The organism is Vibrio ouci (assembly GCF_004551525.1).
Taxonomy (GTDB): domain Bacteria; phylum Pseudomonadota; class Gammaproteobacteria; order Enterobacterales; family Vibrionaceae; genus Vibrio; species Vibrio ouci.
Map to the genome: position 1 here is coordinate 13,355 of NZ_SATR01000032.1, position 21,035 is coordinate 34,389.

Below are 21,035 nucleotides of genomic sequence, written 5' to 3' on the forward strand. Positions count from 1 at the left end.
CCTACCACTTCTAAAACAATTAACCATTTATCAATAAAGCTTTTACAATAAAGCGGCATTACCCGTGTTAAGCACTATGCTTACAAAAACCTCAAAAATACATACAATTCTAATTGTGGAGTGTGATTATGACCGCGCGTGAAACATTGATGCCGGTTCTGCTTGAAAAAGTATATAAACTTATTCAAGACAAACTCGAGCTTGCTCATCAACCTTTAGTCACCCAACTTGCTCAACACCTGTTTAGCAACATCTCTCAAGACGATTTAGTCGAACGCAATGAATCTGACTTATATGGTGCTGTTGTCTCACTTTGGCATCATATTAACGAGAAAAAAGCTGACGATATTTCTGTTCGAGTTTTTAATCCAACCGTAAGCCGTCAAGGATGGCAGTCGACACACACGATCGTAGAAATCGTGGTGCCAGATGGCCCGTTTTTGGTTGACTCGGTTAAGATGGCACTTAGCCGTTTGGATCTTTCATCACACTTAATGCTACATGGACCTACACAGGTAGCTCGTACCGATAAAGGTGAAATTACCGGTATTAATGAAGGCGAGGGCGTTCTTCAATCTCTATTCCATATTGAGGTTGACCGTCTAAGTCAAAAAGAAGAAATGGCTTCTTTGAAAGCAGAACTTCTCAGCATTTTGAACGACACGGGATTAGTTGTTCAAGACTGGTTACTGATGGTTGAAAAACTAGAACAGGTAACTGCGCAGGTCGAGTCTCAGCAAGGAAAGGTAGAGATCCAACGCGATCGTTATGATGAGTCGCTGCAATTCCTTCGCTGGTTAGGCAATCATAACTTCACATTCATGGGTTACAAGGAATACGATCTTGTTTCTGTTGATGGTGATACGGAGTTACGCCCAACTGAAGATAAAGGTTTAGGTCTGTTCGCGAATAGTGAACGTGTCCGTACCGTGAAACTTTCAGATTTTCCAGATTCAGCGCGATTAGAAGCGAAAAAGCCATTTCTTCTGATTGTCACTAAAGGTAACCGCGCTTCTCGTATTCACCGCCCGGCGTACACTGACTATATCGGAATTAAGAAATTCGATAAAAACGGTAAGGTAATCGGTGAGCACCGATTCACAGGTCTATATACGTCAGCGGTATACAACCAAAGCGTAGCGGGCATCCCACTTATCAGAGAGAAAGTTGAACGTATTCTTTACGCAAGTGGTTACCGAGAAGGCTCATACTCTTATAAAGCACTCCACAATATTCTAGAAAACTACCCACGCGACGAACTACTTCAAGCGAAAGAAGAAGAGTTATTAGAAGTCGGTATGGGCGTTGTTCAGATGCAAGATCGCGACATGCTTCGCCTGTTTGTACGTAAAGACCCATTTGGTCGTTTCTTCAGTTGCATGGTGTATGTCACAAAAGATCGTTACAACACAGAGTTGCGTCGTCAAACACAACGAATTCTTAAACAATACTTTGGTTGCGAGCAGGAAGTTGAATTTACAACGTACTTCTCGGAAAGCCCACTAGCGCGCACTCATTACATCGTTCGTGTTGATAACAACAACATGGATGTCGACGTTAAAACGATTGAGCAAAACTTAATGGAAGCATCTTCTACATGGGATGATCGTTTATCAGAAGCGATCGTGGCAAACTTCGGTGAGAGTAAAGGTCTACCTTTATCAAAGGACTACCTGCGCGCATTCCCACGTTCATACAAAGAAGATGTTATGCCAGGTTCTGCAGTGGCAGACATTGAACGTCTAGAAAGCTTGAGTGATGACAACAAGCTTGGCATGCTGTTCTACCGTCCGCAAGAACTGAGTTCTGATTCTAAAGCAGTAAAACTTAAGCTTTACCACCGCGATGAACCAATTCACTTGTCTGACGTCATGCCAATGCTGGAAAACCTTGGTCTACGTGTTATTGGTGAGTCACCTTATGAAGTGCGTAAATCAAATGGTCAAGTGTACTGGATCCTTGATTTCTCAATGCTGCATAAGAGCGATAAGACAGTGGATCTCCGTGAAGCGAGAGACCGTTTCCAGCAAGCATTTGCTGCTATTTGGGCGGGTGAACTTGAAAGTGATGGCTTTAACCGTTTAGTTCTTGGCGCTTCACTAACCGGACGTGAGATTTCAATACTGCGTGCATACGCGCGTTACATGCGCCAAGTTGGCTTCCCATTCAGCCAGCACTACATTGAAGAGACACTAAACCATTACCCAGAGCTTGCGAAAGGTTTGGTAGAGCTATTTACCAAACGTTTTGAGCCGAAATTCAAAGGTAGTCAGAAAGGTCAAAATGATCTGATTGCTAGAATTACCGAGCAACTCGATCATGTAGAAAGTCTTGATGACGATCGTATCATCCGCCGTTACATGGAGATGATCTCCGCGACGCTTCGTACTAACTACTATCAGCTGGACGACAACAAGCAGGCGAAACCTTGGCTATCGCTGAAAATGAAGCCAAGTGATATTCCTGAGATTCCTCAGCCAGTGCCGGCATTCGAAATTTTCGTTTACGCACCGGATATTGAGGGTGTTCACCTACGCGGCGGTAAAGTTGCACGTGGTGGTCTTCGTTGGTCAGATCGTCAAGAAGATTTCCGTACTGAGATCCTTGGCCTAGTGAAAGCTCAGCAAGTTAAGAACACCGTAATTGTACCAGTTGGTGCAAAAGGTGGCTTTGTTTGTAAACGTCAACCAACCCTAAGTGGCCGTGATGAAATCTTCGCTGAAGGTCAACGTTGCTACAAACGTTTCATTCGTGCACTTCTAGACGTATCAGACAACATCATTGATGGCGAAGTTGCGCACCCTAAGAGTGTGGTTCGTCATGATGAAGATGATCCATATTTGGTTGTTGCCGCGGATAAAGGTACGGCGACATTCTCTGACCTTGCTAACTCAGTATCTGCAGAATACAACTTCTGGTTGGGTGACGCATTTGCTTCAGGTGGTTCGAATGGTTACGACCACAAAGCGATGGGTATCACTGCTAAAGGTGGTTGGGAATCTGTTAAACGTCACTTCCGTGAAATGGGAATTAACTGCCAGACAACTGATTTCACCGCGATTGGTGTAGGTGATATGGCAGGGGACGTATTTGGTAACGGTATGCTGCTGTCTAAGCATATTCGTCTGCAAGCTGCTTTCAACCATATGCACATCTTTATCGACCCGAATCCTGAGTCGGCAAGTAGCTGGGAAGAGCGTAATCGCTTGTTTAACTTACCGCGTTCAAGCTGGGAAGATTACAATACTGACCTAATCTCGCAAGGTGGCGGCATCTTCTCTCGCCGAGCAAAATCTATTGCGCTTACACCAGAAATTCAAAAGATGCTGGGTACCAAAAAGGCGTCGATGGCACCGAATGATCTGATTAAAATGATCTTATCTATGCAAGTCGATCTTCTATGGAATGGCGGTATCGGTACTTATGTTAAAGCGTCTACAGAGACTCATACTGATGTTGGTGACCGTGCCAACGATGTTCTTCGTATCGATGGTCGTGACCTAAAAGCTAAAGTAGTTGGTGAAGGTGGTAACTTGGGTATGACTCAACTTGGTCGTATCGAGTATGCACTTACTGGTGGTCGTGTTAATACTGACTTCGTTGATAACGTTGGTGGTGTAGATTGTTCTGATAACGAAGTAAACATTAAGATCTTCCTTAACGGTCTAGTGACCAACGGCGATCTTACGGTTAAACAACGTAATAAGATCCTTGAGTCGATGGAAGATGAAGTTGGCGATATCGTTCTAGACGATGCGTATTGCCAATCTGAATCGATCTCAGTAACTGAGCGTCAGGGTATCTCGTTAGTAAAAGAGCAGATTCGCTTTATCCATACTATGGAAAAAGCAGGCCACTTGGATCGTGCGCTAGAGTACATTCCAGATGATGAAACGCTTCTAGAGCGCGAAAAGCAGGGTATGGCGTTATCTCGCCCTGAGCTATCCGTTCTTGTTGCTTACGGCAAAATGGTTCTTAAAGAAGAGTTGGTGCACGAAGATATTGCTAAAGATGCATTTCATGCACAGCAGCTCGTGAATTACTTCCCAACTGAGTTACGCCGTAACTATTCGGACCAAATGGACAACCATCCGCTACGCGCTGAAATTATTGCGACAGCGTTGGCCAACCAAATGGTCAATGAAATGGGCTGTAACTTCGTTACTCGTCTACAAGAAGAAACGGGTGCGAACGTTGTTGATATTGCTAATGCATATGCGGCGACGCGTGAAATCTTTGGTTTAGGTAAAGTACTCGATGAGATTCGAGCGCAAGATAACGAAGCCTCGACGGATGCTCAGTACGATATGATTTTCTATGTTCGTCGCACGCTACGTCGTTTATCGCGCTGGTTACTGCGTAATCGCACTGGTCGCCAGTCAGTCAATGAACTGATTGAGCTGTACCAAGGTGATGTTGATACCATCAAAACGCACCTTGATGACATGCTGGTTCCATCTGAAGTTGAAGAACATAAAGAGATGGCTCAGGCGTGGATTGAGCAGGGCATTAATGGTGAAGTTGCCAATTATGTCGCTCGTTTGTCTAGCTTGTACTCAGTACTGGATATTTCCACAGTGTCTCGTGAAAAAGGTAAAACGGTTGAACAAACAGCCAAACTTTACTACAACCTAGGCGATCGATTGTCACTTCACTGGTTCTTGAAGCAAATCAATGGCCAGGCAGTCGATAACAACTGGCAAGCACTGGCGAGAGCGGCATTCCGTGAAGACCTTGATTGGCAGCAACGTCAATTAACAGGTCAGGTACTTAGCTGCGGCTGTTCACCGGAAGAGCTTGATGTCATGAAAGCGCTTGATGATTGGATTGAGACTAACGAAGTATCACTGCATCGTTGGGAGAATATTCTCAATGAATTTAAAGTAGGTTCTGTCCATGAATTTGCTAAATTCTCGGTTGCTTTACGCGAACTGATGCTTCTAAACCTCAATTGTTCAGCGAATGAGTAAACGATTGCGATAATTCATTGAATAATTCGGTAAAACAGTAAATAATACAGCCCCGTTTACACGGGGCTTTTTTCTTTCGGAGGCACAATGCTTTACCGTCTAGCCAGAACTGGCTTTTTCCAACTTGATGCCGAAAAGGCACATGATCTTGCAATCCAAAACTTCAAACGTTTCACCGGCACACCACTGGATCTTCTTTATCGTCAACAGCTTCCTCATCGCCCAGTAGAGTGCATGGGGCTAACCTTCCGTAACCCTGTTGGTTTAGCGGCTGGCCTAGATAAAAATGGCGAATGTATCGAAGCATTCGATGCGATGGGCTTTGGCTTCGTTGAGGTGGGTACAGTGACACCTCGTCCTCAGTCGGGTAATGACAAACCACGTCTTTTCCGTTTGGTTGAAGCGGAAGGTATTATTAACCGCATGGGCTTTAATAACCTAGGTGTTGATAACCTGATTGAAAATGTTAAGAAAGCAAAGTTCGATTGTGTTCTTGGTATTAACATTGGCAAAAACAAAGATACTCCGATCGAGAAGGGTGCGGAAGATTACCTGATCTGTATGGAGAAGGTTTATGAGCACGCGGGTTACATCGCAGTAAATATCTCTTCACCAAATACACCAGGGCTTCGTTCACTACAATACGGCGAAGCTTTAGATGAGCTTCTTGCTGAACTGAAAGCTAAGCAATCTGAGCTGGCAGAAAAATTTGGCAAGTATGTACCTCTAGCGTTAAAGATCGCGCCGGATCTAAGTGATGATGAAATCTCTCAGATTTGTGAATCTCTGATCAAAAACCAAATTGACGCTGTTATCGCAACAAACACAACGTTAGATCGTAGCATTGTTGAAGGTATGAAGCATGGTAATGAAGCTGGTGGCTTAAGCGGTCGCCCAGTTCAATCACGCAGTACCGAAGTTGTTCGCCGTTTACACGAAGAGTTAAATGACCAGATCCCAGTTATTGGGGTAGGCGGTATTGACTCTTATGTTGCTGCTAAAGAGAAAATGATGGCTGGTGCGCAACTGGTTCAAGTTTACTCGGGCTTTATTTACCACGGTCCAGCATTAGTACGAGATATCGTTAAGAATCTATAGTCTGTATTGTTTATGCCATCAAAGTGATGGTGACAATGTCACTTTGAATTAGTGACAAAAAAGCTGACGTGAAACGAGAGGAAATGCATAGTCATTTCCTCTTTTTTTTTGCGAGAGAGGGAATAGAATTTCAATATTATTTGGAAGGTAATTAAGCGTTTTACCTAATAATGTAAAAACTAACCAGAGATGGAACGATGCTTAAACCTAGTGACAAATGGACATGGTATTACGAAGACTCAGAAGGGCATTTAATGCTCGATCTGGGAAACGAAATGCTATTTAAAACAAATCTTCCTCGCAAACTGATTGTCGATTGCGCAATTGGTATAAACGAATTCTCTGTGGATGATGCGTCTGCCTATCAAGGCTACAAGGAGCAAATTGCTCATCTTGATTTAAGCGAACCAAGACAAGCGGAACTCGCTCTGTATTGCGTAGCTGCAAAACGTTTCCACAAACCTGTCCAGCCAAAAAGTTGGTTCTTTGATTCAGTGGCCGATGGTTCAATCAACCCTGAAGAGGGTGATTTGATTCGCTTGTCAAACAGCCATAATGAAGGTTACTTCATTGTCCTAGAAGTAGGAGAGAGCGCAAGCTTATGCGCCTCGGTCTGCTTAGAAGAGTTTGCATTGAGTGGCTCAAAAAGTCTTAAGTTCGGTGAAGCAATTAAAGTCATGCATGACCGTATGGCGATTGTGAATCACTTTTTTACCGTTCAGCCCATCAGAATGGTGAGCTAAAACCCATTATCGTTCCTTTTGTTTCATTTCCTGCCAGCTATCCAGCTGGCTTTTTTTTGCCCAATTTTCCGCTAATACAATAATCGGCAGGGCACAACTGTGAACTTGGTTCGATTTTTGAGCAAATAACATTCAATTAATCACTACACCAGCACGAATCTTTTCCTTAAAAATGGTCACAAGTTCCCCATTTAGGGCTATTTTGAAAGGAAATTACACATTTGATCTCCATTGGTATAGACCAAATTCAATGCGAATAAGTATTCACTTCGCCTTTAGGCCCCTTTATTTGGTTAAAAGTAAAAGCTTTCTTAGAGGAGAAATGAAATTCGATTACTCAAGTCAAAAGTGGCGAATGAGTATTCAATTAAGAATTAAACGTGAGGAAAGTCGCTATTCGGCTAACGATATATGTTGATGTCAGGTATAATGGGGGGTCATTTTCTACAGAATAAAAAGATCACTATGCATCAATATCTTGCGGTTACTTCCAATGGCCTCGAAAACCTTCTGGTTGAGGAGCTTACAAAGCTAGGCATTTCGAATGCTAAACCTGTGCAAGCGGGCGTTCGCTTTAAAGCTTCTAATGAACAGATTTATCGTTGTTGTTTGTGGAGCCGTCTGGCATCGCGTTTTGTTCGTGTGTTATCGGAGTTCACTTGTAACGACGACATGGACTTATACCTAGCGACTTCTTCAGTAAATTGGGTCAACCAATTCCATAGCTCTAAAAAGTTTGTTGTTGATTTCAATGGTACTAACCGTGAAATCAGAAACAGCCAATACGGTGCGATGAAGGTTAAAGATGCAGTAGTGGATTGCTTTGAGAAGAAAAGCTTACCAAGACCGTCGATCAGTAAAGATCATGCAGATCTTCGTATTCACGTTCGTCTACACCGCGATAAAGCTATCCTGGGTGTCGATATGGTCGGTGGTGGTCTTCATCAACGCGGCTATCGTCCTGCTTCGGGCAAAGCACCTTTGCGTGAGACATTAGCAGCAGCGATTATCCTGCGTAGTGGCTGGACTGCTGACAAGCCGTTGTTAGACCCTATGTGTGGTTCAGGTACTTTGCTTATCGAAGCTGCAATGATGGCCGCTAACATGGCTCCAGGTGTTAAACGCGAAAAGTGGGGCTTTGAATCACTAGAAGATTTTGAACCTGACCTTTGGGCTGAGGTTAAATCTGAGGCGTCAGTACAAGCTCGCCGAGGCGTCAATAAAATTGACACTAAATTCTACGGCTTTGACAATGATGCGCGCGTAATCCAAACCGCTCGCGATAATGCTCGCCGCGCTGGTGTTGATTCACTGATCGAATTTAAAGAAGGTGATGCGGCTCAAGTATTACGTCCAGAAGGCTTCGAAGAGGGTGTTATTGTATCAAACCCGCCATATGGTGAGCGTCTGGGTACACATCCTGGTCTAATCGCTTTATACACAGCATTTGGTGCGCAACTAAAAGCTCAGTTTGGTGGTTGCCAAGCTTCAATCTTCTCTAGCTCTGACGAACTATTAAGTTGTCTACGTATGCGCGCAGACAAGCAATTCAAGCTCAATAACGGCGCGCTGCCTTGTCAGCAAAAGAATTATTCAATCAGTGCTCGTCAGTCTGAAAATAAAGGTGACAATGTCACGGAGCAGGTTATAGCACCTGACTTCTCAAACCGTCTTAAGAAAAATATTGGCAAGATTGGTAAGTGGGCTCGTAAAGAGCAACTAGATTGTTACCGTATTTATGATGCTGACTTGCCTGATTACAACGTTGCAATCGACGTATATCTGGATCAATTAGTGATTCAAGAGTACGCAGCACCGAAAAACATCCCTGAAGAGACTGCTAAACGCCGTTTAACGGACATTATCCGCGCTGCGATACAAGTTACAGGTACTGAGGCAAACAAAGTTGTTCTTAAAGTGAGAGAGAAGCAGAAAGGCCGCTCTCAATACCAAAAGCTATCTCAAGAATCTGAAAAGCTAGAGGTGAACGAATACGGCGTTAAACTCATCGTTAATCTGCATGACTACCTTGATACGGGCTTGTTCTTAGATCATAAGATTACTCGTCGTAAACTGGGTGAAATGGCTGCAGGTAAAGATTTCTTGAACCTATTCGCTTATACAGGTTCTGCAACTGTACACGCTGCATGTGGTGGTGCTAAATCTACAACAACCGTAGATATGTCTAACACTTATCTAGAGTGGGCGAAAGACAACATGAAGCTTAATGGTCAAGTGGGCCGCCAGCACCGCTTTGAGCAAGCAGACTGCTTACAATGGTTAGAGAAGTCGACAGGTCAGTTCGATTTGATTTTCATCGATCCGCCAACGTTCTCTAACTCTAAACGTATGGAACAGAGCTTTGATATTCAACGCGATCATATCCAGCTTATGAGAAACTTGAAACGTCTCCTTCGTCCTGAAGGCACTATAGTGTTCTCAAATAACAAGCGCCATTTCAAGATGGACTTAGAGTCTCTGCAAGAGTTAGGACTGGAAGCTAAGAACATTTCTAGTCAAACGATGCCATTAGACTTTTCACGTAACAAACATATTCACAACTGTTGGGTACTAAAACACAAGGACTAGTTAAGTATCGTGATCACTTTGTACAGTACAGAAGGGTGCCATCTTTGTGAGATGGCATTTCACTTAACTCAACAACTCAAAATATCAGATCAGGTCGAAATTGTAGATATCGCATTTGATGATGAGCTCTTTTCTCGTTACGGGGTCACTATTCCCGTGCTGAATTATCAAGGAAATGAGCTCAATTGGCCTTTTGATTTGGAACAACTACAAGCTTGGTTAGAAAACAATGGCATTGCTAACAATTAATAACGGATTACTGGCTTACGGTGATCATCCTTTACTAGACCATTCGGACTTCGCGCTTCAAGAAAACGAGCGTGTTTGTTTAGTAGGTCGCAACGGCGCTGGTAAATCTACCTTGATGAAGGTATTAGCCGGCGAGGTCATTCTTGATGACGGTAAACTTACAGTTACTCAAGATGTTGTGGTTTCAAGACTTGAGCAAGATCCACCTCGTAACCAAGAAGGTACCGTTTTTGACTACGTTGCTGGTGGGTTGGCTGAAATTGGTGAAAAGCTTAAGATCTATCAAGATCAGCTGGATCTGATAGCGGTAGATGCGTCTGAACAAAACATTAATAAGTTAGCGCGCATCCAAGAAGAGCTAGAAATTAATGGTGCTTGGCGTTTTGAAGACCGTATTGAAAACGTGCTGGCGGCTTTGAAGCTCGATGGTCATACAAAGCTGACGGATTTATCAGGTGGCTGGCAGCGTAAAGCAGCCCTTGCTCGTGCTTTGGTGCGCGACCCAGACGTATTACTGCTTGATGAACCAACTAACCACCTAGATGTGACAACGATTGAATGGTTAGAGAACTTCCTTAAAGATTTTCGCGGCTCAATCATTTTCATCTCACACGATCGCGCGTTCATTAAATCAATGGCGACTCGCATTGTCGACTTAGACCGTGGCAAACTCGCTTCATTCCCAGGTGATTATGAGAACTATCTGGTAGAGAAAGAAGAGGCGTTACGTGTTGAGGAAATGCAAAACGCTGAATTTGATAAAAAGCTCGCTCAAGAAGAAGTTTGGATTCGTCAGGGTATTAAGGCGCGTCGTACTCGTAATGAAGGGCGTGTGAGAGCACTTAAAAAGCTTCGTGAAGAACGCAGTGACCGCCGTGAAGTTCAAGGTAAAGCCAATATTCAAATTGATGATGCAGCGCGCTCTGGCAAGATCGTGTTTGAAGCTAAGAATATCAATTACAGTATTGATGGTAAGTCTATCGTTAAGGACTTTTCGTTCAATATCATGCGTGGCGACCGTATAGCGCTGATTGGCCCTAATGGTTGCGGTAAGAGTACACTGCTTAAGCTATTGCTGAACGATCTTCAGCCACAGTCCGGTAAACTGCATTGCGGTACTAAGTTAGAAGTAGCGTATTTTGACCAATATCGTGAAATCCTAGACCCTGAGAAGTCAGTTATTGACAACTTAGCCGATGGTAAACAAGAGGTCATGGTCGGCGGACGCCAGCGCCATGCTTTAAGCTACCTGCAAGACTTCTTATTTGCACCAAAGCGTGCACGTACTCCAGTTAAAGCATTATCAGGTGGTGAAAAGAACCGCTTGTTACTTGCTCGAATTTTCCTCAGATCAAACAACTTGTTGGTGTTAGATGAACCAACTAACGATCTTGATATCGAAACTTTGGAACTTTTGGAAGATTTGCTTGCCAATTATCAGGGTACGTTACTACTTGTGAGTCACGATCGTCAGTTTGTGGACAATACGGTGACTACGAGTTGGATTTTCGAAGGCGAAGGTGTTATTGAAGAATTTGTCGGTGGTTATCACGACGCTCAGCAGCAACGTCTACAAAGCCATCAAGCACGATCGGATGAAAAATCATCTAAAAGTGCTAAACAGGTTGAGGAAACTCCCAAAACTGTAGTGGTTAAGAGTAAGCCTAAGAAGTTATCTTATAAACTGCAGCGAGAGTTAGAAGCGTTACCCGCAAAACTTGAAGAATTAGAATCTGAAATCGAGAATTTGCAAGAGCAGGTCAACAGCGCAGACTTCTTTTCAAAGCCTGTCGACCAGACGCAACCAATATTAGATAAGTTAGCTGCTACTGAGCAGGAACTTGAAATTGCCTTCGAACGCTGGGAAGAGCTAGAGGCAATGCAACAGGAAAGTTAAGATCAAATGAGTAGTAAAATTTTTAAGATTTCAGCAGTTGCGGCAACCGTCGCAGCTTCTTTCGCAGCTAACGCGGCGTTATACAACGTTTACAAGTATGACGACAGTTCCGCAGTGCAGACATACGGTGTTGCGATCTCGCCAGTAACTGATTCAGGCCAAACGAACTGTTTCAGTGATAGCTGTGATCAGCAAACATCAGCAATCGCTTATGAAGGTAAGCGATACCAAGAAGGCTTTCAGTACCGTGATGAATCACCGTTCTTAGTCAACTTCGGTTTTGATTACATTGATCAAGGCGATAATGTATACGACAACTTCCGTTCGTACTGTTACAACTATCTTGGTTACACCGACTCACTGTGTGAAAACTGGGCAAATAGCCAGTATACGAATGGCTACGCAAATGAGTTTGAAAATAGTGATATAAACAATTCAAAAGCATACCTTGAGAACAGCGATGTTCAATCGGCTCAGGGCAACGTAATTGTTAACAGTATCGATGCTTCTGGAGAGCCTGTAGGTAACTACCAAACTAGTACTCGCCGTAACACTGCTTATGCAGGTACTGATACCTTTATCGATGGAGATCGTTCTCGTGCATGGGCTCAGTATACTGATGGCTCAGATGTCTACACAGTTGGTAGTGTTTCAACAAAATATGGTTCAGCGAGCGATTACACCTCGAAAGCAGCTATTTGGAAAGGCACTACACTAACATCTGTTGCTTGGGATAGTGCGGCTGTTCGTGATCGCGTAATGCCACAAGGTAGCGCTCGAGATATTACAAAAGTCTCTTCTACACTTTATGCCGTTGGTTATAACAGTGACATTGATGAGCGCCTACGTGCAAGCGTTTTCTCTTCCGGCGATAACGGCAACACATGGACATCGACATTTGTTACTGGGTTCGATGGCGGCGATCGTGATTTAGATAACTACCTGAACTCATCACTGACAGCCGTAAGTGAAAACGGTGTAGCCGTTGGTACGTATAAGCTTAGAGATGTCGTAAGTAATGGTGCATACAGTAACGGATTATTCTACGTAACAGACGTAGCTAACCCAACAGCGAAAGTGTTCTCTGGTGATATCTTCTTTACTGGTGCAAACGGCTTAATCGGCGGCATTAACAAATACGATGAAGTAGTGGGTGCTGTTGATTTTGAAACTCACCGTGAAGTTGATGGTCAGCCACGTGCGCAAAGAGGTTTCATTACTCAGCTAACGACTAAAGCTCAGGCACCACTTCAAGGTAAAGCATGGTACCTTGATGACCTTACATATGGTGGCGATGCGCTAGCTTCGAACAATGACTACCGCATTATCCAAGCGGGTGACATTAATGATGCTGGTGTGATTGCAGCAACGGCATACTACTGTGAAGGCGGTTACGCTAGTGACGCAATCGATGCGGCGTGTAGCGGTTCATCTAAGTTGGTCGCGGTGAAACTTGTGCCTATTAGTGGCAGCACTGCAATTACTAAACGTCCTGTGGAAACTTCAACAGTTGAACGCCAGGGGGGCTCGTTAGGCTTCTTCGCTCTGACACTTCTAGGCCTGCTTGGGTTCCGTAGAAAATAGGTTAAATATTCAACAAGGGCACAGGTTCACAATTTTGAATCTGTGCCTTTTTTTTATCTTGAATAAAGCCAAATTTTGATCGAATCTTAATCTAGAAGCCATAAAAGCTTCACGTCTATCACGTAAAGAGGCGAGCAATGAGATTGCTGGTGGAGTGATGGATTTAAGTAGTACGTTAAGAAAACATTTTATGTATGAGGACGACACTATGAAGAGACAAAAGCGTGACCGCTTAGAAAGAGCTCAATCTCAAGGATACAAAGCGGGCCTTAATGGCCGCTCAATGGAGGCATGTCCATACCAGCAGATGGATGCTCGATCTTATTGGCTTGGTGGTTGGCGCGATGCCAGAGAAGATAAACACTCTGGTCTCTACAAATAACACTCAATCCACATACTTTGAAAGGATCTAGCCCCGAAAGGGGCTTTTAAATAGCAACCTAATGCACTATAACTAAATATATTGTTATGAAAAAAGCGACTAAAACTAGTCGCTTTTGAAAAATCTAATACTTAAAACGCTGACGTATCTTGGAAAAGGCCAACTTTAAGATCTTTCGCTACGTAGATTTCTTTACCGTCTACAAGAACGCGGCCATCAGCAAGACCCATAACTAATCTACGGTTAACAACGCGCTTCATGTGAATTTCGTAAGTCACTTTTTTCGCTGTAGGTAGGATTTGACCTGTGAACTTCACTTCACCAACACCTAGTGCGCGACCTTTACCTTTACCGCCAACCCAGCCTAGGTAGAAACCAACAAGCTGCCACATTGCGTCAAGACCAAGACAACCAGGCATTACTGGGTCACCAGGGAAGTGACAGTCAAAGAACCATAGGTCTGGAGTAATATCTAGTTCAGCTAAGATAAGACCCTTACCGTAATCGCCTTCTGTTTCTGACATCTTACTGATGCGATCCATCATTAGCATGTTTGGCGCTGGTAGTTGAGGGTAACCCAGGCCGAACAGTTCACCTTGGCTAGATGCTAGAAGATCTTCACGGTTATAAGAATCACGTTTGTTTTGCATTATCAATTACTCCAAATTTTGATAGGAGCATGTTAGTGAACACGTGTACGCTAAACAACTCCGATCAGTCCATTTTTTAATGATTTAAGTCTTACATGAACCAGTTTTTGATTCGTTCCACAAAACCCGGAGGGTGTTCATGTCTCTCAAAGTTTTCAATACGTTGGGCGATTTTACAAATCACACTTTCTTCATCATCACCTCTAAAAGGCTTACCCATGATGATTGGAATGGCTTCATCAACCGTTGATACCGACCAGATATGGAACTCGTTCTTTTTGATGCTTTCAACAACATCTTTGTGAAGAGCCAAATGTTTGAGGTTGGTTTTAGGCAAAATTACGCCTTGTTCGCCCGTAAAACCTTGGTGTTTACATACGTGGTAGAAGCCTTCAATCTTTTCATTCAAGCCACCGACGGCCTGCACTCGACCAAACTGGTCCACGGCGCCGGTCACAGCGATTTGTTGATTGATTGGGTATTCAGACAATGCGCTAACGAAAGAGCACAGTTCCGCTAAGGTTGCGCTATCGCCATCGACTTCGCTGTATGATTGTTCGAACACAACTGAAGCAGAGTACGGTAAGGGTTCATCAAGTTGAAGGGCACTGCTAACGAAGGCTTGCATAATCATCATGCCTTTTGCATGCAAATTACCACCGAGCTCGGCTTTGCGTTCAACGTCAGAAATATCACCGTCACCGAAGTGGATGACACATGAAATACGTGCAGGTTCACCATATGACATCGGGTGACCAGGTACATCAATAACCGTTAGGCCGTTGACTTGGCCAATGCATTCACCTTTAGTCTCAATGATGACTTGGCCATCGGTAATATCCGCCAACGCGCGCTCGGGTAGGTAAGCTTCACGCTGATACTTGTTCTCTAGTGCTTGGTCTAAGTCGAGTTCTGATATGAACTGCTGATTGGAGGTGAGGCGTGCTTCTTCAAAAAGAGCCAAGTACCAAAGTACTTCAATAGGCATGTAGTGCTGATCTTCAGTATATCGAGCTCCAGCGTTCATCAGGCGGTGAATGGCACCAAAAGTAGGCTGGGGCAGTTTGTACTGCTGAACTATCCAAGAAATGAACCCTAAGTACTGCTCGATGCTATTATGATCAAGTGCAAGCTCGGTTTCTATTTCTGTAAACAGAGCCAATCCAGTGTAGAGTTCAGGCTCAAGGTACTCGAAGTCAGCAATTTGGTGTCTATCGCCAACCAGCACGACTTTAATATCGTATTTAGATGATGGTTCATCGAGTGCAATGGACTTTGTATTAGCGTTTACAGGGTTAACACTCTGTCCTAGTAACACTGACCTTAACACCTGCCAACTTGCAGGGTTAGCGAGCAGTAATGTCGCAGGGATAACTAAGTAACCGCCATTTGCTTTATCAAATAGACCAGGCACTCTAGTTACAACGTCACCTGAGTCATTACATGTGTAAGACCCAAGAAGGGTTGCGATGTTTAATGATTCCGTTGTTACACATGGCTGGGCTGAATCAAGAGTCGTTAAGCCATCTTTGATTAGGTTTCTATAGAAGGCATTGTCGATAGAATTTATAACCAGTAGGCGGCTGTATCCAGCGAGTTTTGTGAATGTATCTAAAGATTGTTTCAGGCGAGGCTGAATATCGAAAAAATTGACTAGGCTTAGCTCAGAAAATCGTTGGATTTTCGCATCATAGCGAGAATATTGAGGAGTGACCGCGTGCCAGCTTTCTTGGTTCATTGAATCAAATCATGTGCTTTAATTGGACGCAAAGTATATAGAAAAACTGAAGTAGTATATATAGATAATTTATCTAATGATCTTGATCTCTTTTCGAATACAATAGGGATTGTAAGTTATGTCACTTACAGTTACGCTGTCACTCTAACGTTTATTAAATGGCCTCGAAATGAAATATCAGCAGCTTGAAAATCTTGAATGTGGTTGGAAATGGACTTACTTAATCAATAAATGGAAAGCTGGTGAATCTATTACTTGCCATATCGATACCAGTGAGGCTGATACTGCCGTCGCTGAACTAAGAAAAATCGAGCACGAACCAACCAGGGTTCTTGAATGGATCGAGAACCACATGGCTCCTGAGCTAGATAACAAACTCAAGCAAGCGATTCGCGCAAAGCGTAAGCGCCATTTTAATGCTGAGCAGATTCATACCAAAAAGAAATCAATTGATCTCGATTATCGTGTATGGGAGAAGCTGTCACACCGGGCAAATGAGTTAGGTTGTACGCTCTCTGACGCGATTGAATACTTGCTTTCTGAAGCATCGAGAAGCGAGAAGGCAAGTAAAGCGGTAAATAGCTTGAAAGAAGATCTAAGTAAATTGCTTGATTAGCGTAAAGGGGGCCCTAGATGCTTTATGTGATTTTGATTGCTGCTGTTATTGTGTTTTGGCTTGTCGCCATTGACAGGCCGATTTTGAAAGTCACCTTTTCTGACGGCAAGATTGTCAGTGAAAAAGGGCATTTTCCTCCTAGCTTCCGCCATAACGTGTTAGAAATAGGGCATAGAACACCATTCAGTGGTGAGTTAAAAGTTTATCAGCAGCGCTCTGGTACTAAGCTTGTGATGTCGAAAGAGATCAACAAATCCGTTCAACAACGAATCCGTAATGTTTTTCCGTTTCAAGGTTTCCGCTCTAAGGGCAATAAAAAGGCAAACTGAGAAACTTGTTAATTTCATATTTCTCTTCTAAGTTTCTAGAAGTCACACGTTAGAAAGTTCGAATGTCATCATGTTTGTTATCTTGTCGTCAGAGGTAACCATGATGACTAGAAACTTACTAATTTTTTCAATAGTAATGAGCTTTGGTGTCTATGCTGATGACACAGAGGTCAATCCACTCGCAAGCAAGATTAAATCTAAAATAGATAAGCAGCTCTCCAAATATAACCTTTCAGGGTATTGTGACTTGTTTATAGAAATGGCGCATAAAGAGAATTTCGCTGTTATTAAAAGAGTCACATCAACAGGAGATCACAAGCTATGTAAGGCGAGCAAGCAGATCGTCCGTAAAGGTCATCGGTATGAGTACAGCCTTACAGAGAAATACATTCGTCTACACATTGAAAATTAGTGAATGACGTACTATATTCGCGCTGAAGTTTTCAAACATAGTATGGTTATGCAAAGTTCGCTTACTACCAATAAGAATTACAACCAAGAAGCTGTCGACCTTGCACGCAAAATATCTCTTCTAACGAGAGAGCGTCACGCAAAATGGCTAGTCAGTTTAAAATACTTACTCGATCAATCTGACGTTGATGGTGTGTTAAGTCGTCAAGGTGAATTTTGTGACAGTGTAATTCTACACAAGAAAGAAAGAATTACGGATAATCAACGCCTTCTACTTGAGTGTGAGAGTTCAAGAGTCAAAGAGCGTAGGCAAGCAATTGAAGAAAGACAGAAGATTCATAGCTTTGTCGTTGACGATGTTGCAGCGTACGCACAAGAGCAAATTTTTGAGAAACTGGCGTCTTCTCCAATCAAAAAAATCTTCAATCGTTTTCCTGACTTTAGTCATTTCATGAGTATCGCTTACTCACCATCACTTAACTATACAAAACTGTCTGTTCTAACCACCAATGACACGCAACTAAAATCAGAAGTGATTGAACTGGCCAACAACCCCAAATTTTGTGACCGCATTGGTAAGTCGCCTAGGAACCTTCAGGATCCCAAGGTGGCTATTGGAACGCTAGGTATCGAAAACTCAGCCTTGCTGTTTCCTATACTTATGGCTCGGCGACTATTGAGATGGCAAGATAAACCGACAAAAAATATTGCACCTAAACTATGGCAATACCTGATTTTAACCGCGAATGTAACCAGATTAAGGCTAGAGCAGGGTAATGTTAAAAACCCAGAGCAAGGTGTTCTACTTGGTGTTTTGAGAACAACGAGTCATTTTGCGGTTATTAACCATTTTACGCAGATGTATGAAGATGCACTGGTCGATAAAATGCGTTATTACCGTGAAAACAATATGCGTGAAGAATACTACGCGTGCGCGGACGTAACCCCAAATTTGAGTATTATTCCCAAGCTAATCACTAGCTTAGAGAAAACTATTACCCAAAAGCTTATAGACTCTTTGGAGTGGACGCCGTTTAATATTCATATGAAAACGGCACTTCAAGAAGATCTGGATGAAGTGCCAATACTTGAGCGAAGTGAAGCCGGCGTGGCATTGGCGCAAGCTCAAGCATATGCCATTTATGATGGCCTTGAACGTAGCAACGTATTTGTCGAGAAACATAAGCCGTTTTGGTTTGCTAACGTACAAATGTCGGCAGAGTCAATTCAACAGATCCGTAAAAAACACCCAGGTAAAGTTGAACTCAGTAGTTAGGTCGATTTGACTTAAAGCACTATAACTAAATCCATTTGAATCACTATTAAGTTCAGTAACGAGATAAACCCAGCATCAGTGAACAACTCAGCTAAATATTCTAGTATAGAAACAAGAAAATAGCCGTTGAGTGAAAACTCACAATCATGAGCTGTGTTTCTACAAAGTGTGTTATCGAGCATAATTCTGCGAATCGGACGCGAAGGCTGCACTAAGATAACTGATGAGATAAATAGTTTCGCAAAACGCGCAGCTAAAGAATCGATAGAGAATTGGCGCGCTACGTAAAATCTGAACAACTTAGCGAGGCTGAAATACTCAAGATTTCACGTAACGAAACTAATCGATGGGTATTAAACTAGTTAGAGCAATAATATTTTAAGCTTCGTAAACACCCAATCCACTAATTAGAACCCGAAAATCATAGAGATTCACCTTAGAAACAAACCTTAACTATGTCAAGCCAAGTGCGCATTATGTATCTTATGTTAAATGGAGTTTGTCAGATTCGTATGCCACGGTTGTTTGTAGCTCCTCCTCTTACATCTAGGTTATGTCGATTCAACATAATTGATTTACCATAAAATACCTAATAATCAGTATTTATAATCTTACGATTCTAATACTGATTATTAGTAGACTTAACTAGACCAACACCGCCGAATTTCCTTTGATGGCGAATGCGTTATTGTTTAGCACATCGAAATGATGACGATTTACCGCGTTATCAAACTGCTGCTTTATTCCCGGGAAATTGGAATGAGCGGCAATACGATTTGATGTAGTTGTGATAATCAGGTTTTTCGCCGTGTATACTTTGCTATGCATCTTTTTATACAAGGCTTTGTTTTTATCCATTTTTCCGTAAAGTTCTAAGATCTGTTCTTTGGATAAACCGAGCGTTGATTTCTGTTTGAAGCTGGTTCCCCAGCTACACAGCACTTTCTCTGCTAAATCACGAGTGACAAAACCAGGCCCAAGCAATAAGTGATCTCCTTTTCCGCCACCACTCGTTCTTGATGCTCCGACTAGCGTGGCGTGTCGACCTGGCATTAGTGTGGTATAGAATTTGGTGTTCTTGTGCAGATTAGGCATACGTGCTTTGAAGAATAATGAACGCTCGTCCTGCGCAAATACACAGACAATCTGTTTAACGTTCGGACCCAATGTCTTGTAATCTTTGAAAGCATTCATTCCACCTGGAACGGGATCTAAAGCGAAAATATTGACCTTTATGTTGGCTAAAGCAGGCACCTTTAACAGTGCGTTAGCGAGTTCGAAACATGTTACACCTCCTCGGCTCCAGCCGATGAGGTTAAGTTGAGTGATCGGGTTCTTTTGACGCTCTGCTGCAATTATCTGCATCTGGAAATCGAGACCAGATTTTAGGTCTGAAGCGAGTTTATCCCGCTCGGACTGCCACTTAGAAAAGGCTGAACTTATTCTGTTAAACGGCTTTTGGGCACTGAGAATATCACTGGCTCTATCTTTGAAGTCAGCTAGCCCTGACGGTTTTTTTCCTGCAAGTAAGTTAATAACGTGTTGAATATTGCTATCTACACCTCTACCTGCAAGTTGCCCAGTGACTTGCCAATATTTGTCATCTTTAGTTTGTTTTTTCCATTCGCTTAAATTGCCGCTACCTACTCCATCAACCTGTATATAGTCAATATTGTCGCGACCAACGACATTCTTTGCGAGTACAGAAACGAGCTCTCCTGACGCATAAGCTTTATGAACATGGTTTTCAGAAGTTGCACCTGTACCACTAAAAAATACAGTCACTGTGGTCATGATTATCCCTCGCTATGAAGTCCGTTTATAACGTGTGATAGATTGGATTTGATAAGGCGGTATTAAAAATGTAGTCCACAGGGTTTCAATTACCAAACTTAAAATGTGCACCTATCTATTTCTTTAATGGGAGCTTTTACTGTTTATAAGCTTAAGTTTATCAATCACTGCGAAGGATTAAAGCGTATTATGGATGATGTGCGAATGATAGCTAGAGCCGTGCCAAGTTATTTGGTCTGATGAGTTTGATGGCGGACTAGTATCCGCCATTCGCTATTAGTTACGTGGTAACGAAATACCTAGTTTAGATTCTGAATTTAACTCCCGCTAGATTAGTTTGCTCAAGGTCCGAAAAAGAAATTTCGAATTCAGAGTCCGGCTCTGGATAAACTTCCCAACTAGATTCATTTTCAATGATTTTTAGCGCGCTATTTTGAGGCTTAATTGTCCAGTTATTTGATGGTTTTTGTATCACAACCCTATCTTCGAGTTTTTGCGCGTTGAATCGCTCGTTTTTAACACTAAATGCACAGTTTGGTTTCAAATTACACTCGAGAATTTGTGGTTCTGTGAATGTTACTGTGCGCCAAATAAACACTGTAACTAGCAGGGTTAACATGATGATTATTTGAACAAAACGTCCTCGTGTAAGTTTTTCGGCAGCCATTCTGCGGTGTTCTCCGTGTAACAAACTTCAAAGTTTTTAAAT

The 21,035-nt window shown here is 42.8% G+C and carries 16 protein-coding genes; 12 read left to right on the top strand and 4 right to left on the bottom strand.

Translation table 11 applies throughout. The features are described from left to right. Positions 1 to 128 precede the first annotated feature (128 nt). The 8 genes from ELS82_RS17905 to rmf all read left to right on the top strand — a co-directional run bounded on the left by ELS82_RS17905 (position 129) and on the right by rmf (position 13,512). Entirely contained in the window at positions 129 to 4,970 is a 4,842-nt protein-coding gene (locus tag ELS82_RS17905) for an NAD-glutamate dehydrogenase (protein ID WP_134836697.1), read from the top strand. Positions 4,971 to 5,057: 87 nt separating this feature from the next. Next, entirely contained in the window at positions 5,058 to 6,068 is a 1,011-nt protein-coding gene (gene pyrD / locus ELS82_RS17910; protein WP_134836698.1) for a quinone-dependent dihydroorotate dehydrogenase, read from the top strand. A gap of 197 nt (positions 6,069 to 6,265) precedes the next feature. Beyond that, positions 6,266 to 6,811 carry a cell division protein ZapC gene (locus tag ELS82_RS17915; RefSeq protein WP_134836699.1) on the top strand — a complete coding sequence of 182 codons (546 nt, stop codon included), beginning with the start codon at positions 6,266 to 6,268 and terminating at the stop codon, positions 6,809 to 6,811. Between the two features lie 465 nt (positions 6,812 to 7,276). Further along, entirely contained in the window at positions 7,277 to 9,400 is a 2,124-nt protein-coding gene (gene rlmKL / locus ELS82_RS17920; RefSeq protein WP_134836700.1) for a bifunctional 23S rRNA (guanine(2069)-N(7))-methyltransferase RlmK/23S rRNA (guanine(2445)-N(2))-methyltransferase RlmL, read from the top strand. A gap of 9 nt (positions 9,401 to 9,409) precedes the next feature. Then, on the top strand, positions 9,410 to 9,649 hold the full coding sequence (locus ELS82_RS17925; protein ID WP_134836701.1) for a glutaredoxin family protein: 240 nt from the start codon (positions 9,410 to 9,412) through the stop codon (positions 9,647 to 9,649). Then, the gene (locus ELS82_RS17930; protein WP_134836702.1) at positions 9,630 to 11,546 is read left to right on the top strand and encodes an ABC transporter ATP-binding protein; all 1,917 of its coding nucleotides are present in this window, start codon (positions 9,630 to 9,632) and stop codon (positions 11,544 to 11,546) included. Before ELS82_RS17925 ends, ELS82_RS17930 begins: the two co-directional genes overlap by 20 nt. Before the next feature lie 6 nt (positions 11,547 to 11,552). Next, positions 11,553 to 13,130, top strand: a complete 1,578-nt coding sequence (locus ELS82_RS17935) for a DUF3466 family protein (RefSeq protein ID WP_134836703.1) — start codon at positions 11,553 to 11,555, stop codon at positions 13,128 to 13,130. Positions 13,131 to 13,338: 208 nt separating this feature from the next. Further along, positions 13,339 to 13,512 (top strand): ribosome modulation factor, encoded by a 174-nt coding sequence (gene rmf / locus ELS82_RS17940; protein ID WP_004414030.1) that lies wholly within the window; start codon positions 13,339 to 13,341, stop codon positions 13,510 to 13,512. Positions 13,513 to 13,643: 131 nt separating this feature from the next. Here the strand turns inward: rmf and fabA are convergent, their stop codons facing one another. Then, complete coding sequence (gene fabA, locus ELS82_RS17945; protein WP_134836704.1) at positions 13,644 to 14,162, bottom strand: bifunctional 3-hydroxydecanoyl-ACP dehydratase/trans-2-decenoyl-ACP isomerase; 519 nt, start codon at positions 14,160 to 14,162, stop codon at positions 13,644 to 13,646. Between the two features lie 91 nt (positions 14,163 to 14,253). Next, positions 14,254 to 15,900, bottom strand: a complete 1,647-nt coding sequence (locus ELS82_RS17950; protein WP_134836705.1) for an AAA family ATPase — start codon at positions 15,898 to 15,900, stop codon at positions 14,254 to 14,256. A gap of 169 nt (positions 15,901 to 16,069) precedes the next feature. Here ELS82_RS17950 and matP point away from each other — a divergent pair, with 169 nt between their 5' ends. From matP to ELS82_RS17970, 4 genes are all read left to right on the top strand, one after another. After that, on the top strand, positions 16,070 to 16,516 hold the full coding sequence (gene matP / locus ELS82_RS17955) for a macrodomain Ter protein MatP (RefSeq protein ID WP_134836706.1): 447 nt from the start codon (positions 16,070 to 16,072) through the stop codon (positions 16,514 to 16,516). Positions 16,517 to 16,533: 17 nt separating this feature from the next. After that, the gene (locus ELS82_RS17960; protein WP_053440428.1) at positions 16,534 to 16,845 is read left to right on the top strand and encodes a DUF3634 family protein; all 312 of its coding nucleotides are present in this window, start codon (positions 16,534 to 16,536) and stop codon (positions 16,843 to 16,845) included. 100 nt (positions 16,846 to 16,945) lie between these two features. Then, complete coding sequence (locus ELS82_RS17965) at positions 16,946 to 17,257, top strand: hypothetical protein (RefSeq protein ID WP_244230811.1); 312 nt, start codon at positions 16,946 to 16,948, stop codon at positions 17,255 to 17,257. A 42-nt stretch (positions 17,258 to 17,299) separates the two neighbouring features. After that, positions 17,300 to 18,532, top strand: coding sequence for an HDOD domain-containing protein (locus tag ELS82_RS17970; protein ID WP_134836721.1), 1,233 nt, complete (start codon positions 17,300 to 17,302; stop codon positions 18,530 to 18,532). A gap of 645 nt (positions 18,533 to 19,177) precedes the next feature. On the opposite strand, the gene ELS82_RS17975 is transcribed toward ELS82_RS17970, so the two are convergent. Together ELS82_RS17975 and ELS82_RS17980 are read right to left on the bottom strand one after the other, a co-directional pair. Beyond that, complete coding sequence (locus tag ELS82_RS17975; protein WP_134836707.1) at positions 19,178 to 20,326, bottom strand: hypothetical protein; 1,149 nt, start codon at positions 20,324 to 20,326, stop codon at positions 19,178 to 19,180. Between the two features lie 304 nt (positions 20,327 to 20,630). Then, positions 20,631 to 20,993: a hypothetical protein gene (locus tag ELS82_RS17980; protein ID WP_134836708.1), complete on the bottom strand. Its 363-nt coding sequence runs from the start codon at positions 20,991 to 20,993 to the stop codon at positions 20,631 to 20,633. Between the last annotated feature and the right edge of the window lie 42 nt (positions 20,994 to 21,035).

Bases quoted from the DNA above. Each gene is read 5' to 3' on its own strand.
- ELS82_RS17905 (WP_134836697.1), top strand. From the start codon at position 129: ATGACCGCGCGTGAAACATTGATGCCGGTTCTGCTTGAAAAAGTATAT.
- pyrD (WP_134836698.1), top strand. From the start codon at position 5,058: ATGCTTTACCGTCTAGCCAGAACTGGCTTTTTCCAACTTGATGCCGAA.
- ELS82_RS17915 (WP_134836699.1), top strand. From the start codon at position 6,266: ATGCTTAAACCTAGTGACAAATGGACATGGTATTACGAAGACTCAGAA.
- rlmKL (WP_134836700.1), top strand. From the start codon at position 7,277: ATGCATCAATATCTTGCGGTTACTTCCAATGGCCTCGAAAACCTTCTG.
- ELS82_RS17930 (WP_134836702.1), top strand. From the start codon at position 9,630: ATGGCATTGCTAACAATTAATAACGGATTACTGGCTTACGGTGATCAT.
- ELS82_RS17935 (WP_134836703.1), top strand. From the start codon at position 11,553: ATGAGTAGTAAAATTTTTAAGATTTCAGCAGTTGCGGCAACCGTCGCA.
- rmf (WP_004414030.1), top strand. From the start codon at position 13,339: ATGAAGAGACAAAAGCGTGACCGCTTAGAAAGAGCTCAATCTCAAGGA.
- fabA (WP_134836704.1), bottom strand. From the start codon at position 14,162: ATGCAAAACAAACGTGATTCTTATAACCGTGAAGATCTTCTAGCATCT.
- ELS82_RS17950 (WP_134836705.1), bottom strand. From the start codon at position 15,900: ATGAACCAAGAAAGCTGGCACGCGGTCACTCCTCAATATTCTCGCTAT.
- matP (WP_134836706.1), top strand. From the start codon at position 16,070: ATGAAATATCAGCAGCTTGAAAATCTTGAATGTGGTTGGAAATGGACT.
- ELS82_RS17960 (WP_053440428.1), top strand. From the start codon at position 16,534: ATGCTTTATGTGATTTTGATTGCTGCTGTTATTGTGTTTTGGCTTGTC.
- ELS82_RS17965 (WP_244230811.1), top strand. From the start codon at position 16,946: ATGATGACTAGAAACTTACTAATTTTTTCAATAGTAATGAGCTTTGGT.
- ELS82_RS17970 (WP_134836721.1), top strand. From the start codon at position 17,300: ATGGTTATGCAAAGTTCGCTTACTACCAATAAGAATTACAACCAAGAA.
- ELS82_RS17975 (WP_134836707.1), bottom strand. From the start codon at position 20,326: ATGACCACAGTGACTGTATTTTTTAGTGGTACAGGTGCAACTTCTGAA.
- ELS82_RS17980 (WP_134836708.1), bottom strand. From the start codon at position 20,993: ATGGCTGCCGAAAAACTTACACGAGGACGTTTTGTTCAAATAATCATC.